This window comes from Enterobacter sp. UCD-UG_FMILLET, assembly GCF_000762975.1.
Lineage (GTDB): Bacteria > Pseudomonadota > Gammaproteobacteria > Enterobacterales > Enterobacteriaceae > Enterobacter > Enterobacter dykesii.
In genome coordinates this window covers 1-15,059 of record NZ_JRJC01000010.1, presented here as the reverse complement: position 1 = coordinate 15,059, position 15,059 = coordinate 1, and the positions used below count along the sequence as shown (strand labels likewise).

At 49.6% G+C, this 15,059-nt stretch carries 17 protein-coding genes and 1 pseudogene; 8 read left to right on the top strand and 10 right to left on the bottom strand.

Annotated features, from left to right (window positions below; all coding sequences use genetic code 11):
- Positions 1-48: 48 nt before the first annotated feature.
- The gene (locus LA04_RS04965) at positions 49-408 is read right to left on the bottom strand and encodes a helix-turn-helix domain-containing protein (protein ID WP_029403836.1); all 360 of its coding nucleotides are present in this window, start codon (positions 406-408) and stop codon (positions 49-51) included.
- A gap of 5 nt (positions 409-413) precedes the next feature.
- On the bottom strand, positions 414-716 hold the full coding sequence (locus tag LA04_RS04960; RefSeq protein WP_047650687.1) for a type II toxin-antitoxin system HigB family toxin: 303 nt from the start codon (positions 714-716) through the stop codon (positions 414-416).
- A 204-nt stretch (positions 717-920) separates the two neighbouring features.
- Here LA04_RS04960 and LA04_RS04955 point away from each other — a divergent pair, with 204 nt between their 5' ends.
- Positions 921-1,133 (top strand): hypothetical protein, encoded by a 213-nt coding sequence (locus tag LA04_RS04955; RefSeq protein WP_032663669.1) that lies wholly within the window; start codon positions 921-923, stop codon positions 1,131-1,133.
- A gap of 81 nt (positions 1,134-1,214) precedes the next feature.
- Here LA04_RS04955 and LA04_RS24310 read toward each other — a convergent pair whose 3' ends face one another.
- From LA04_RS24310 to LA04_RS04920, 6 genes are all read right to left on the bottom strand, one after another.
- A complete protein-coding gene (locus tag LA04_RS24310; protein WP_148103337.1) occupies positions 1,215-1,700 on the bottom strand; it encodes a DUF6884 domain-containing protein in 486 nt (161 codons plus the stop codon).
- A 366-nt stretch (positions 1,701-2,066) separates the two neighbouring features.
- Positions 2,067-3,314 (bottom strand): hypothetical protein, encoded by a 1,248-nt coding sequence (locus LA04_RS04940; RefSeq protein WP_047650685.1) that lies wholly within the window; start codon positions 3,312-3,314, stop codon positions 2,067-2,069.
- On the bottom strand, positions 3,314-3,571 hold the full coding sequence (locus LA04_RS04935; protein WP_047650684.1) for a hypothetical protein: 258 nt from the start codon (positions 3,569-3,571) through the stop codon (positions 3,314-3,316). The genes LA04_RS04940 and LA04_RS04935 overlap by 1 nt, the downstream gene beginning before the upstream one ends.
- Before the next feature lie 558 nt (positions 3,572-4,129).
- Positions 4,130-5,374 carry an MFS transporter gene (locus tag LA04_RS04930; RefSeq protein ID WP_161785588.1) on the bottom strand — a complete coding sequence of 415 codons (1,245 nt, stop codon included), beginning with the start codon at positions 5,372-5,374 and terminating at the stop codon, positions 4,130-4,132.
- Complete coding sequence (locus LA04_RS04925) at positions 5,367-6,269, bottom strand: hypothetical protein (protein WP_047650682.1); 903 nt, start codon at positions 6,267-6,269, stop codon at positions 5,367-5,369. Before LA04_RS04925 ends, LA04_RS04930 begins: the two co-directional genes overlap by 8 nt.
- Positions 6,269-6,979, bottom strand: coding sequence for a JmjC domain-containing protein (locus LA04_RS04920; protein ID WP_047650681.1), 711 nt, complete (start codon positions 6,977-6,979; stop codon positions 6,269-6,271). The genes LA04_RS04925 and LA04_RS04920 overlap by 1 nt, the downstream gene beginning before the upstream one ends.
- Before the next feature lie 725 nt (positions 6,980-7,704).
- Here LA04_RS04920 and LA04_RS04910 point away from each other — a divergent pair.
- The 3 genes from LA04_RS04910 (at position 7,705) to LA04_RS04900 (ending at position 9,335) form a co-directional block, all read left to right on the top strand.
- Positions 7,705-8,025 carry a hypothetical protein gene (locus LA04_RS04910; protein WP_047650679.1) on the top strand — a complete coding sequence of 107 codons (321 nt, stop codon included), beginning with the start codon at positions 7,705-7,707 and terminating at the stop codon, positions 8,023-8,025.
- 198 nt (positions 8,026-8,223) lie between these two features.
- Positions 8,224-9,051 (top strand): ParA family protein, encoded by an 828-nt coding sequence (locus tag LA04_RS04905; RefSeq protein WP_045261351.1) that lies wholly within the window; start codon positions 8,224-8,226, stop codon positions 9,049-9,051.
- Entirely contained in the window at positions 9,051-9,335 is a 285-nt protein-coding gene (locus LA04_RS04900) for a hypothetical protein (RefSeq protein WP_032627126.1), read from the top strand. The genes LA04_RS04905 and LA04_RS04900 overlap by 1 nt, the downstream gene beginning before the upstream one ends.
- 186 nt (positions 9,336-9,521) lie before the next feature.
- On the opposite strand, the gene LA04_RS04895 is transcribed toward LA04_RS04900, so the two are convergent.
- On the bottom strand, positions 9,522-10,217 hold the full coding sequence (locus LA04_RS04895; RefSeq protein ID WP_047650678.1) for a hypothetical protein: 696 nt from the start codon (positions 10,215-10,217) through the stop codon (positions 9,522-9,524).
- A gap of 558 nt (positions 10,218-10,775) precedes the next feature.
- On the opposite strand from LA04_RS04895, the gene LA04_RS04890 reads away from it, so the two are divergent.
- A complete protein-coding gene (locus LA04_RS04890; RefSeq protein ID WP_047650677.1) occupies positions 10,776-11,399 on the top strand; it encodes an RES domain-containing protein in 624 nt (207 codons plus the stop codon).
- Positions 11,400-11,428: 29 nt separating this feature from the next.
- Here the strand turns inward: LA04_RS04890 and LA04_RS04885 are convergent, their stop codons facing one another.
- The gene (locus tag LA04_RS04885; protein ID WP_047650676.1) at positions 11,429-12,103 is read right to left on the bottom strand and encodes a hypothetical protein; all 675 of its coding nucleotides are present in this window, start codon (positions 12,101-12,103) and stop codon (positions 11,429-11,431) included.
- 464 nt (positions 12,104-12,567) lie between these two features.
- On the opposite strand from LA04_RS04885, the gene LA04_RS04880 reads away from it, so the two are divergent.
- The 3 genes and pseudogenes from LA04_RS04880 to LA04_RS04870 all read left to right on the top strand — a co-directional run.
- Entirely contained in the window at positions 12,568-13,335 is a 768-nt protein-coding gene (locus LA04_RS04880; protein WP_045261325.1) for a tyrosine-type recombinase/integrase, read from the top strand.
- Positions 13,336-13,350: 15 nt separating this feature from the next.
- Positions 13,351-14,454, top strand: a pseudogene (locus LA04_RS04875) (hsdR).
- A 130-nt stretch (positions 14,455-14,584) separates the two neighbouring features.
- Positions 14,585-15,059, top strand: a 475-nt coding sequence (locus LA04_RS04870; protein ID WP_047650675.1) for a HEPN/Toprim-associated domain-containing protein, incomplete at its 3' end; no start/stop codon positions are given.

Below are 15,059 nucleotides of genomic sequence, written 5' to 3'. Positions count from 1 at the left end.
CCAGGTTGTATACATTGCGGTTATTAAGAACGTAAATTTCAACTCGGCTTATCCTCCAACGAGGCTTTTTAAAGGAATACCGAACATTGAATGTAATTTCCTGATCATGGGCAGTGTCAGATTACGTTTACGGTTAAGCACTTCATAGACCCGGTTAGATTTTCCGATTGCCGGCTCAAGATCTTTTACCGTCAGTCCCTGCTGTTCCATCCTGAACTTAATAGCTTCAATCGGGTCCGGCGCTTCGATAGGAAAGTGTTTATTTTCGTATTCATTAATCAGCACACACATGATTTCAAAAAAGTCTCCCTCCGGGGTATCGGCAGGAGGTTCGTTATCAAACATAGGCTCTACGGCGCGTAACGCAGCTTCATAGTCCTGTTCAGTTTTAATTGGTTTAATCTGCATAGGGTTTACTCCATGCTGACAGTTTCAGCATCTATTTTGTCATATTCTTTATGCGTACCAATGAATTTTATAAACATCCATCCTCGCTGGTATGCAATCGCAACAATTAACCGATAGTCATTTCCCTTAATATTAAAAACCACTCGCCTGTTTTTAAGAATACTGGCACTGCGGTACTGTTCTTTGATTTCTGCCGGGGTTTTCCATTCAGCTTTACTGGCCTCATCTACCCAGGCTTTTAGCGGCTGCTCTGCATCGGGATTCGCCGTCCAGAAATCCCTCAGTGTCTTGATAGCGATTATCTTCATGTCATAATGTTAGTCCCATTTTAGGACTATCTCAAGTTTTTTGTCCCATTATGGGACTTTTATTTTTCTGAAGAGACATACCAGGGGTCAGGGCCGGCTATGCTTGCACTGAGTGATTTGATATTTTTTGTTGTCTGCCAGCAGTCGTGACATGAGCCTAAGGTACACAAGGCTCAGGATACCCCTGGGCCACAAGAGGTATCTATGATGAATTATCAGATGACGCTGAACGAACTCGTTACCACCACAGAACAGGCCAGAGCGAACTACCGCCGTCATGGTACCGATACATCCAAAATGTTCTATGAAGTTTGGTATGTACTGCTGGGAAGGGAGGCTTTCGACCAACAGACGCTGACGCTCAGGTGTCCGCTTGCACTGGAAGAAATGTACCGCCTGGCAATTGACGCGCCGTAGAACTATTAAGTTGCAGTCAGAGCCGCGAAAGCGGCTCTTGAAGATACTTACCTGAACTGCTTTTCTGATGTGCTGATCCCCTCAGCCAATGAGCTCCAGGGCATAATTGATATTGAGGCCTGTCATATTGGTATTGAGGGCCTTCATCATGTCTGCACTCGTATACTTGACATTGCCCTTCAGGCTTCCCTGATAGCCTTTTGACGTGACCACTGCCAGTTGTTCCGGATTGCAGAGGGCTTTCATGCCTGCGAGCAGGTCTGACTCAACGGCACGCAGATAAAGCGGGGAGGCCGCCACCACAAACCGATCGTCAGGCCTTGCCTGCATCAGCGCCTTCAGGGAGGTACACCGTCGTTCCGAAGGTGGACGCGTTGTCAGCCTTTCCCAGTAAGTGCGATGGCAGAACGGCATCGTGGAGAACGTCGCTTCATACGGGACCACGGGATCAGAGACATGAAGTAGCCCCAGGCCTGCGGATAAAATCCACATCTCAGCACCACTACGCGCTGCAGCTGCAGCTGCCCTGCTCCAGTGCTGGCCTGTATATAGCTCGCCGGCGGTCATGGGGGGCGATCCGCGACGGGCCTGCGCCAGTCTTTCCGTCCAGAGCCTGTAAGCTCCCTCCACGTCACGTTCATCCGGGAAGACCGCATCACCTGCAGCCACAGTTTTGCGGCGCGTGCAGGTGACGATGAGATGGACGTCAGGTCGCGTTTTATAACAGACAGACATTATTTTCGAGCCGGTTTACGAAGCTTCTGAAGGAGTAAAATTTCCCTGTCATCCAACTCATCCCCATGTTTCAGCTTTTTAAATATAATTTTGTATCTCTTCGCTCTTCTCCATGTATGAATACTGACCAGCATTGCGGTTAATGCAATTATGATGGCAATAATTGATACATAAATAGATGTATTTTCTGGCAATTTTCTATTCCTCATGCGGACGAGGGAATGAAGACGTACCGGCCACTGCTCCGGCGTCGTTCCACACAATCACCCTGGCCAGATGGTCCGCCACCTCCTGCCCTGTGTAACCGGCCAGGATCGCCAGAGCCCTGGAGCCTGCGTCACGGGGCTGCGGACTCCGGAACCCGAATGCGTCCGTCATCAGGAGCCACTGCAGACGTTCCGTCCAGCGCTCGCCGGGTTTGCGGACCGGCGAAAACACAATCTCCGTCAGCTGCCCGCGGTTGCAGTACAGCTGTCGCCGTTCCAGCTCATCCAGAAGGCAGTTCAGTTCGCGCCGGTCAGCGTCTTCCTGACTCATCTGAGCCCAGCGGATGCGGTGCAGCCGCAGCTCCTGCGCCTGGTCGCCCGTGAACCCCGCGCGGGCCAGCAGGTCAGCCAGCGCGGCCTGCGTGTCTTCTTCATACCCGGCAGCCGTGAGCGGGAACGCCTCCGGACTGTCGCGCAGAACGTGCAGAAACCGCGCCGGTGCCGGCAGCGCTCGGAGGGCTTCCTCAGGGCTCATCACGGCAAGGCGAATATCCTCAGTCAGCCCGGTGATCCCCAGCGCCTGCAGCGCGGTGTCCAGCTGGCGGTACCAGGTGCCGGTCAGGTCCGCCGGCGCGGTACCGTCCGGTGTACCCTCCTCCGGCGCGGCGCTCTCATTGATCTGCACCCGGACCGCAATCCCCGCCTCATGGCAGGCCTGCAGCCAGGCGGCGACCTGCAGGGGATCGCCTTCCAGGCGCGTCAGCTGCCCGGCCGTGTTCCACAGCTGCAGGCAGGTGATGCCGTCGAGACGGATCACGTAGTCGCCCCGGCACGCCAGGTACCAGCAACCGTTCAGCTCCACCGGCCGGTCGTCAGCTTCCTCTGCCTGGCTGCGCGGGACCAGGGGCAGAACCCGGACCGCCGTCGCGCGCTGCTCCGCCAGGACGCGCGCCTGTTCGTCAGCGAGTAGCGGGGCGGCCAGTGCACGGCCGGCGTCCGTCAGCTCAACGGCCAGCTGCATGTTCGGGGCGCGCAGGGTGCGCAGCCAGCCCGCGGCTTCCATGCGCCGGCAGGAGGCGCGGAGGTTCGTTCCGTACACCGGGGCGTCCCCGCCCTGCTCCAGCACCCGCTCAATATCCCGCGTGGCCACCGGTCCGGGACGTTTCGCATCAAGGGCGGCCAGCACAATCAGCACCCGCCGCTGCAGGGGGGACGGGCGGCGTGTTTTCACACCGGTCATTAATGCAGCCTCATGGTCTGGTTTCCTGCAACGATCAGCATCAGACGTTCCCTGTCCGCGTCGATGACCTCCCGGGGGGCTTTTGCCGCGACGGCCAGACTGGACCAGAGTGATAACACGGCATACGCCTTTGCCTGCTCGAGTGCGAGGCCAATGCCGTCAAGGATCTCCGTTCTGGCCAGATGCTTTCTGATAGCGGCTTCACATTCACCTGTCAGGATTTCATAGGGGAGTGAAGTGTTCTGTTCTCGTTCCATCCTGCACGCTCCGTCTGATAATGTCGGGTTAAGTGAAAATTCATATCATGAATGATTTTAAACTGATCCAGTAAATATAATATCAAATATGATTTCAATGAATAACAACAAATACCATATCCAGTATGATTTTGTGCTTCTTGTTTTATTATCATATCCTATACGGGTTTCCCGCCGCGCAGATCCGAAAACTCCCGAAGTCGGATGCTGAGCCACGGGGCAGGCAGACTTCCGTCCTGTCTTGTCACCGCAGAAAAGGCATAAAAAAAACCGCCGGGAAGGCGGTCTGTATGCAGCTGACTGGCTGGATCACAAGGTGGCGAATCACGCCGCCGCCAACTGAATAACCCCCCCGTCAATACGGCTCTCGCAGTACGCTTACGAGCAGTGGAAGAGCTTTTACATACGAAAAACGTCCATGGTATTACACACCGATAACACCAATGCCGGCCGATAAGAATAAGCGCTCTTGTGCCGCAGGAAAAAAAACGTCATTCCTGTGCAGGGCTCTGCACAGCGTACAGGCCCGCTACTATGGGTACAGGATTCTTCTCAGCCCTAATCTACTGGCGCAGCTGACTTTTCCATATCGCAGCGTTCAGCATTTTTTTTAAAGTACAGATGAACATTAAGGGCAAGCAGAAGCAAAAGCAGGGCGGTATCAGCAGATAAAACCCAGGCAATCTCACCGGACTGCAACGCTGTACCTATAGTGGTCATCCCGAAGAATGTCACCACTGAACGCGGAACACGGAATGCAGCCATGGTCTGGCCATATTCACCTTCATGACTTGCAGCCCTGACCTGACCGGCAATAAAAATTGACCACCATACACCAGTGAGTTCAAGGCACAGGGCAAGAGAGGGGAGAAACCACGGCTTTCTGTCATAGTCCCAGAAAGTAAGTAAGGCCGCTGCCGAAAAAATAAACAAAAAGGTGCAAAGAAAAAAACGCCACCGGAAGTTAACCGTAGTTTGCCCCACCGAGCGGGGATAAAGCCACGAAGCCAGGCTGTCAAGGACGCCGCTGATTGCTCCCAGAATAAAAACAGCAGCAAACGGTGTGGTACCTAATGAAAACGCAATCACGTCAAAATTGGTATTAAACGACGTCTCCGTAAACGCCATCACGCACATAGCCAGCGCAAGAAACCAGTTTCGTTTAAGACACCGGAAGGTCTGACGATAAATACCGGCGAAGTCTCTTTTTTCCGTTTCAGGGACATCCTCATCCGGACCGGCGCAGGTCTTACCGCGGATCAGGGGAAGAAGTGTAAGGGCCGAAATGAGGAAACAGCCGGCGGCTACACTGAAAAACAGGGAGGGTGAATAGCGGTCATACAAGGCGGCCAGTACCAATCCGGTGACGAAAACGGCGATCCCGCTGATATATGACGCCACGGCCACACTCGTTTCATAATCCCTGTGAAGTTCAGGCAGCAGATACTGATTAACGATAATCGACGCAAAATTTACGGTGAGGGAAAGGGATATAACCAGTACTGGTGTGACGACGGGTCTGAAATGCGACTGATTTCCGAAAGCGAAAACCAGAAAGCCACAACACGCCTGCGCAGTCATCAGCCAGAAGAACCGGTGACGGCTCCGATCGATGAGCCGCCCGGCCAGAGGCCCCCACACCAGGCTTGACAGCGCAGTTGAACCTATCAGCACTGAAATAACAAGCGGGTCGGTTTTTATTTTAACAAGATAGAAGGAAAAAAAACCCAGATAAAGGCAGAAGCCGAATGTGGACAACAGTATGAAAAGACACAGCGTAAGCTGCCGGTAGCTCTTAATCATGCACATCTTCCCCATACAGAAAAGCATACTCCATCACCCGCTTTCTCCCGGCATGCTCAGCGGCGCGTATTGAAGGAAGGTTACTGCTTTCGATGGTTCCCCATAGCGATGCCGGTGTGCGGGGCGTGCTGAGAAAAGAAAGTAAAGCCTGTTGAGCGGAACCCGCAATATGCTTTCCGCGAAAGCGCGGAATAACGATCTCCTCGGTGATCCACTGTCCGGATATAAAAGCCCTGCGCGCGTTATCACAGATGATAAAACCGGCACGCAACCCCTCATAAACTATGATGAACAGGTTTCCGTCCTTAATGGCATCGCGAATGTCTTCTTCATCTGCAGGAACCACCTTATCCTTCAGGAAAGGATTGCTGGAATAAGTCTCGGCATAGGCAAGTTCCAGAGCCTGAAGGCACCACTCAGCTGACTGCTGGCAGGCACGCTCAATGCGGACAGTATGGCCGCTGATTACAGCTCCTTTTTTTTCATCCACGCTGCCGCCGACATAGAAAAACTGGTCGGCACAACCGCGCGTATCCTCAGATACGGGTCGGAGAACGCGGACTGAACGTGCGCCCATGGGATGCCATACGTCCAGTATTGAGGCCATTGCCCGCCGGGTCAGAGGAGCAGAGCTGGCGACCAGATCAATGAACGGCTTCTTCAAATCGCCGCCTCTGTATCTGGGTCCGGTGAGGTAGTCATTACCGTCGCAGGAAATGATTTTCTGAAGAAAAAAATCCTGAGGCAGACCGGTTTCCCGGAAAGGGAAATTTGATGAAAAATTGCTGTCCTCACACCAGAGCAGCTGTTCATCAATATAGTCTTTCATGCCGTTCCTGAGTAACCATGAGTCAACAGGCAGCCTGCTGAACTGCTCAAGCATATAATCAAGCATTAACTTGTTCCTTTTATTTCAACGGGGGCAGCCCCAATTACCACTGGGATACCTGTTTTATAGAAAGATAGAATGATGTTGATGACGTCTTTTCGGTCAGCACCGGGCCGGACAGAGAAATTGTTGAGGCTCCGGCGTTCAAAGATGTGATGAAAGACTTCTTTCGTTAATTCAAGGGCATTTTCCTTATAAGTGAACCGGATGTAAGAATTCCCCTCATCCGGTAAAACATCCTGACCCGTATGCAATACCGGTTCAGTTCCCCCGAGCAGATTGCCCATACTCCGGAAAAATTCCACCGCTGAGATATCGCCGGCGTGATCTTCCACACACGCGGGTTCAGGGAAAACAGGGAAAGAGGAAACTCCGTAAACGAGCCCCACCGTCAGGTGCAGCGACTGGTGTCCGTCTTCCGTTACCGGATTATGAAGCGTCCCTTTCCGGACGAAGAGAATATCGCCTGCTTTTAGCGTGATGTCTTCGTGTTCAAACTTCCATTTTTTCTTACCCGCGAGCTGCACGATGACCACATCGTGGTCATCAGTATGCGCACCGGCACCGGTGCTGTCAGCGGGCGACCAGTAAATATTGTAATGCGAAAGGATCCCTTTTTTATCAGCCAGATAAGTGTACAGAGAAAAGTATTCCGGCATCCTTTTCTCGAGGTGGTTGAATACGATTGTCCGCTTACGCAGCAGCATAAGGGCCATCGTGTAAAATCCCAGTATTCCGCCAGTACACGTCTCACTGGCAGTGATAGTAGACATCACCACAGCAGAGCAATTTGATGTCTTTTTCAGGATGACGGATCCCCCGAAAAAGACGGTGAAGTGAGTAATTAAATAAAGTCTCTGAGAAGGAGGCATTTCCCTCTGACAATACGAAGTCCTTTTTAAAAGGTTCAGTGTCTGTCAGCAGAGTTATCAGCTCTTTCATCGGAAAGGTAATCATACCAGCACTCCGGTGCGAATCAGTTGCGTGATTACCTGAGTGAAAACATCTTTAGTGTCAGTATCACGGAATTCATAGCTGAAGCCATGTCTGGCCATCTCATTTTTAAGATCAAACACTTTGTCCGCTACTTCATTTTTGACCAAAAAATCTTTTCCACGAAGGTATATGCGCGTTGAGCCGGCTTCCGTTTCCCCGAAGACGATGTCACCATGATATTTATAAGACCTGTTACCGGTTATTCGGGGGGGGGGGAAGTATATTTGAAAAAACTGTTACTTTTCAGCCGACTTATAATCCGTGCCAGACCTTTCTGTGCAATATCATCAATGTTGTTTTTTCCTGAAATAGTTATGTTCACTTAATGTAAAAATTAGCACAGTAATATTCAGGTGGGTGACTGACTCAGGGTTGTACGCAGGACGATCTGCGGCACGTCATAATTTATCTGAGTGACTATTTTTGTGGAAAGGGTTGAATACTGATGGGTGATAAACTTTTGAGTCAGGTCTGGGTGTTTCTCACCAATAATTACGTGGGACATACGGATTTATGGCTGAGCACCCGCCCCTGGCCTGCCAGCATGGAATCTGCACCGATATCTCTCAGCACACAAAGACAATGGGTGGTGGTGTCGAAATCGAACAGACCGCTTGCTTATTACTGCCCGGCCAGCGCGATGTGGTGCTACGGTTCAGGGATTTATCCGCTGACCTTTGACCCGAACATCGATTCGGCCAGCAAAGCCCCTCCCGGTATTTATCTGGGTGAAGATGTCATTTACGGTCTTGATTATTTCATCTGATAAAAATGAAGGGCGGGTATCGCATTACTCTGAGACCCATAACGTTTGCCACTACTTTGAGTGTGAACGGATAACTCCAGTGAACTGTATTCATCATATGATGCATATTTGAGGGTTAATTGTAGTACATTTGTATTGCTTAAGTGTGCTAAATGGATTACAAATACTCCTGACTACTAACCCTAATCTGGAGCCGTCATGATGAGCAAGCTACAGGAAAAATCTGCGCGAATAGTTGCAATAATGAACAACAAAGGCGGGCCTGGTAAGACCAGTTCAGCGACCAATCTTGCTGTCCACTATGCCCGATCAGGAAAGCGCACGCTGCTGATTGACTCCGACCAGCAGGCCAATACGACAGAAGTGACCGCAAATGGCAAAAAGTACTATTCCATGTATGGGCCAACAATTTGCGACCTATATAATAATTCCCGATTTGATATCCGTGATGTCATCATTCCTGCGATGGCCGGTGAAGCGCCTATCCCTAACCTTGATCTGATCCCGTCCGACCCGACGTTTGAAAAAATTATCGAACAGACCCTTACACGCAGTCACCGTGAAAAAATCCTGGGCCGACACCTTGAGAAAGTCCGGGCCGAATACGATTACATCATTATTGACTGCGCACCTGGGCTCAATATCGCAACCGGTAATGCCATTTTCATTGCCGACCATGTTCTTGTTCCTGTCGATGGTGGGAGTTTTTCGCTCAGTGGTCTGGAAATCATGCTGGACTACATGGATGAGATCTCTGAAGAAGATTACTCGCGTTTCAGCGTGTTCCGTAATAACTACAACGGTGCCAATAAGAAAATTAACACTTATATCGATACCGCGCTGACATCACACGAGAGGATCTCTCCGCGCCTGTTGAAAAGCCGGATTCGTACCGATCAGGCAATTGTGCAGTCTCAGGTGGCTTGCCTGCCACTCTACTACTACCAGAAAAGCGCAATGGCTTTAGTTGACTACGGCAAACTGGCACGTGAGCTAGAAGAAATTATCAGCAGTGAGGCAGCATAATGTCTAAAGAACTTGTTCGACCAAAAATGGAAAAACCGGAACGGGCCAGAAAAGAAAGCAGCCTGACAAATATTGCGGCTAAAAAGAAAAATACGACAGGTGAAACGCCCAAAACAATACGCATGACACCCGCCGAAAAGGTGCTGGCACAGGAGCTGGTCGAACAGATCCAGGCTCTGACACATAAAAATATCACGGTATCGACGTTGTTGCGTGCAGGACTCTACCTTGCTCAATCAGCCGGGCCGGAGAAGGTGCTGAAAGCGATTAAAGAGAATATTTAATAATACAAATGAAATACATTTGTATTTCGTTTGTACTCTTTTGTAAGCTGGATTTCCAGCTCAACTGGGCCTGCTGGATAAGCAGGCCATTTTATCCTGATAGTTAAATATCGTAATTTCTGCGTTACGCAAAGCAGGGGACCGGTGAGAACAAGTAGTCAACATCAAGAAATAGTGATTCGGTCTTCATTCTTGATGTATTTTTGAAGGGAGACCTTTAAAGGCGTCTTCCCAATAGAGTTCCCTTTGCTCATCATTAACGACTTTACTCATCCATGACTCTGAGCGGTTCCACCGCACAGCAACTTCTTTCATGGTCCAGTTCTTTTCTTTTAATATTTTTTTTATCGCCTGAGTGGATAACCGGGCATTGCGCCAGTCTTCCAGGGTTTTTCTGGAAACATGAAAATCAAATTCCGGATATTTTTCTTCAAGATTTTCTTTAGAAATAAAAGACCAGCTAGGTTCCTGATACTGGTTAAAGTGTACAAGGCTATATCGATCATCCTGGGTTATGCTGATTTGAGATTCGTAATGTTCTACCCATACAGAATTTTGACGAATATACTCAAACAGAATAGACAGCACCTCTTTACCTTTACGTTCCTGTGATTTAAATAAATCAAAAACACCCTGCTGGTTATTTATTTTTATTGCACCGTCATTAATGAGTGCATTTACCGCTGATGCCCGCACACTCTCAACAGCGTTGGTTATCGAGGTATTATAATAATTTAACAATTGAGCACAGAAAAAAATCATCTTCCCGTCAATGATCTGAACTTTCAAATAGCAGTACCCTTCATCATTCCAGAAGGCCCTGAACTGCAAGGGAAGATATGTTTTTTTAAACCCTTCAAGCAATCTGACACTGAGCTTCACCGTAGACCCCCTTTGATGATTTCATGACAATAAATTGAATTATAGTTCAAGATGTGTCAAATCATATGTTATGACAGACGCAGTACTGAGGTGCATATCTTAAGGAAATTTGATGTTTTTAGGGGCAGAAAGACCATGGCTACCGCAGTCTTGTACATTTAACGCGGCCGGATGAGTATCAATAACAGTTATATCCGTCAAAGGCGGTGAGCTCTCACATAGAAACAGAACCATAATGAAATACAAAAGAACTACTTATGTATTACATTAAATCGTGAAGTGGTTTCACTTAATGGCTGTAGGATGGTTAATCTTCTTGTCGTCCTTCCCCACTATAACCTACCAAAATTAGTTGGATATCTCATTTAATGCACTCTTAACCGATCGTTCTAATACATCCAGCTCCTGGTGATGTATTATCACCTCAGTTGTCAGCTTAACGGGCAACTACCTCACGTTACGCCTGGATAACAGGCGCAACACACACGTAAATCTGAGAGGAATTCCACATGGAAACTCAAAGAAATCGATATATAAACTTTACAGAAGGAATTATCCATGACCCAATTTACCGAGGACCTACATAATGTAGTAGATCAAATCTTAGCCGGCGCAGAAATCTCTGATAGTGAAATTTTCAAAGAATTAACTATTGAACCTGATTTTTACAAGGTGCAGGACCAGTATTACGGTGGAAATGGTATCCATTTCAATTCGAAATCAGAAACCCGCTTTTCACTGCGTAACAAATCCAAAGGTGTAATGTATCTGGCCACCACGGCATTTACAGGACTGAAAGAGTTTTATCAGGATGATCAGTTCATCGAAACAGAGGATCTTGAGAGCAACTGTATGGCGGTAATTCAGGCAGCACGCACAATCAAAATCATTGATTTGGCTGCCCTGGCACCCCATCTGAAAACTCCGTTAGGTTATTTGATGGGCTCTAAAGCTGTCTATGGGGATACTCAGTGGCTGGCAGAAGTGCTTTCTCAGTATGCTGATGGTATTGAATATTTGTCTCAACACACCGGCAAAACCTGTATCGCTTTGTGGTCTGACACCGTTGATGGAAACGGGATGCTGAAGAATATCTCAGTCACCCCGTTGAGCCAGTTCAGTCTCAACGGAAAAAGTACGCAGGCGATCTTAAAATCAAAGCTGGGTATTCTTACTCTCTGAGATCAAAAATGGGCCGAAAGGCCCATTTTCTACATGGTATGGTTGGTACCAAAGTTTTCCGCCAGTATTCTGAAATGGGCCATCTCTTCAGGTGTGGCACCACGACGCAGTGCTTCAACAATAGAGATATGTTTCCCAGTTCCCGGAATATCGACCTTACGGGTAAAAAAGTGACATTTACGTACAGCACTGACCTTGTGTTTAATCAGGGATAATAATTCCGGGACACCGGCCAGCATACCGCTTTCTGAATTTTCTTCACGGGTGCAGAACTGAAATACCGGATACAGATTTTCAGCGCCCCATTTGATAAATATCACTTCCCCACGATTGCCTTTCTTTATAAGGGTCGGAACCGTTGTGGACAGAATTTTAATGACGGCGGAAGACTTATGTACCCCTCCGGATTTCTCCAGAGATTTAAGAAACAGCTCTCTGGCTTCTGCGCGATCTTCCTGTTCCTGCTTTTCCGGAGTTCTTGCATTAATTAGCGTCATCAGCTGAGCCCGCTTTCTTAACTCAGCCCAGAATTCTTCATCCTGCAACGTAAGCATATCCATCAGCTGTTCGCGTGGCAGTTCCTGCAATGCCTCAACGAACTTGGTTCCCACATTGTGGATGCGGGCCAGTAACAGCTGGATTTCAGTGTGCTCAGCGCTTTTGTGTTGAGCACGGGCTTTTGATGCATAACTTGCGTTTGTCATAATCGCCTCGCCTCGAGTGTTTAAGATTTCCATGTGCTAATAATACACAAAATCTTAAAGGAGTGCAATTTTTGCACTTTCTGCATTCTGCGCAAAATCTGCATTCCGATTTCCGCTATTTGAGGAAAGGTCACCCGACTGAGGGCTGTTTGTCACAGAACACAACATACGGTCCTTCCCTCCCCTTCTGACCCCATCATCCAGGCAAAAAAGATCCTTTTTCGATCCTTTTCCGATCCCGATCTCTGCTCACGCTAAAATAATTGTTTCTGATTTATGGTATATATCCAGAAAGCGGAAATTCAGCGCGCAGCGCTCTGCGGGTTTTTTCCGTGGCAGGCGCGGTCGCGAGCGACGAAAATGACAGCAGAACTTCATCAGATTGCGCTGCGTGAAAAATGGCCGGGTTGCAAGGGTGTGACCCGCCAGAATTTACACAGCGTGACCAGAACGACGGGGACACCATGACTCTGCCCTCTTTTATTAATGCCTCCCCTGCCCTGCCGGCAACGGGACAGCCGGCGGGCCTGGACTACGGCCGCGCACTTTCCCTGCGCGAGATGGCCCGGCACTACACCGAGCTGCCAAAATATCTGCTGGCCCCGGAAGTGGCCGGACTTCTGCACTTTGTTCAGGACTGGAGCCAGCACGCTTTTTTCAATACCTTATGGAATACCGGGGCGCGCCTGAACGAATGCCTTGCCCTGAGGCGACGCGACTTTCACCTTAATGAAAGCATTCCGCATGTCGTTCTGCGCACGGCCAAGCAGCGGCGTGCCGGCGGTGGCCGTCCGCGCAAGGGGAAAAGTGCCAACCGCGTTGTCCCGCTCTCCGATCCGGCCTACGTCGATGAGATGCGCCGGCTGTTCGCCAGCACGAAGGAGCAGTTTGAGGATGACCCCATCACCGGCGAACGCCGCGCGCAGCCGGTGTGGAATGTGTCCGACCGGACGGTGCGTAACTGGCTGGTGCGGGCTACGGATGCTGCAAATCGTGACGGTGTCAGACTGAGTATCGACGTCAGCCCCCACACGTTCAGGCACAGTTTTGCGATGCACCTTTTATATGGCCACGTTCACCCGAAGGTGCTTCAGGGTCTGCTGGGGCACGAGAAGTTTGAGAGTACCGAGGTGTACACGAAGATATTCGCGCTCGATATCGCCGCCAGTCAGCAGCTGCGGTTCACCCTCGATACACGTGACGCGCTGCAGCTGCTGCGCGGTAATAACTGAAGCAAGGAAAGGCACATGTTTGATGATGATGATGATGCAGACCAGGAACCCCGGGCCCCTGAACTCAGCCAGGATGTTCAGGCCCTGATCGACAACGGGCTGGCGTTTCTGGATAAGGCGCGTGAAGAGCTGGAAGCATCTAAAGCGAAGTTCTCGGTCGTCAGCTTCTGGACCGCGGTTGAGATCCTGCTGAAAGTCCCCCTCGTACACGAACACTGGACACTGGTCTGTTCAGGTTAAAAAGTTGTCCGGAGTAAGTATGTTGCAGGCGATTTTCAGTCCGTGACTTACGATGAAACCCGTACCCGCCTCGGGGACATCCTCGAGAAACCCTTGCCTAAAGAAACAATGACCGTTTTCGATAAAGTCAGGCAGCACCGCAACCGGGTGGCTCACTTCTATCATCCATCATTCACTGACGCTGAACAGAATCAGATCCAAAGAGAACAGGCAGATGCCTGGTTTGCCCTCAACCGTCTCATGCGGGATGAATGGAAGTCCATCTTCGCCGCTAAAGACAGCTACAGCTGGAAGCTGGCGCACGGTGAAACCCGACTGCTCAGGGGAAGTGAGTTCTATGCTGCCGTTCGGCTGCGGCAAGTTAAAGAAGAACTGGATGCGCTGGCCAAATCCGGTAAGCAGATAGCCGTCTGTGATATCTGCAAACAAGAAGCACAGGTTACCCAATCTCATTCCACCGGGAGTGAGGAACGAACGCTGTTCATTACCCGATGCCATGTCTGTACCAGTCAGTCCCGTCATATTTTATTCAGTTGTCCAAACTGTGACGAGCGACAGTCCTTACCTGAAGGTGATGAACCTTTTACCTGTGACAACTGCAACGAGGTCGTCGATCGAATGACGCTTCTCGATGAGGAAACATTCCGGAGCGTCGATGAACAGGAGTACTCCGTACTGCCTGCCGGTTGCACAAACTGCATGACACCTGACAGTGTCTGTAAACTCGGTGATGGTTATCTCTGTACTCACTGTCTTTCTTACTATGAAGAACTGCACGCGTGCGGGTTCTGCAACCACTTCAGCGATAGCGTGCCTGAACTGAGTCATTTTAGAGGATGTGAATTTTGCGATGGTGACAGCCGTTATCATGATGATTAAACAATACAAAAGGAATACATTTGAAATTCATTTGAATTACAAAAGAAATCCTTTTGTAATCGTTTCGTGGTGACAATGAGAAATAATAAAATACATATGTATTTCAATTGTATTACGTTAAGGGCTTTCTATGTCAACGTGGACCAGTATCTCTATCGGTAACTTCACTCTTTACGATACGCAGAATGACTATTATCAGTGGTATTTTCAGCAGGGCGACCGTGTCAGGGAGATTGTCAAAGAGGAGGACGGAAGCTGGTCAGAAGAGACGTTTATCGGCTATCGGACGACCGTAGCGCAGATGCGCCGGCGGTTACAGCTGAACGGATATGACCGGACGGCTCTCGAAAGGGATTTTTCTACTGCCATTGAGTCCTGGAAAGCGGATTCTATTGCGGAACTTGAAAGCGAACTCCATTCCGAAGAAGGGGGCGCTTATCGAGGTGGCAAAATTGCGTGGCTGGAGCACATCATCCCGGTTCTTGACAATGCGACGCTGGATGACTGGCTTGACCGGTTAAAAAAGGCGGCGTGTTGGCCAAGCACAGAGAGTGATGACAACCCGTATATGAGGTGGATTAAAACAGGTGATCCTGTCCTTTCCC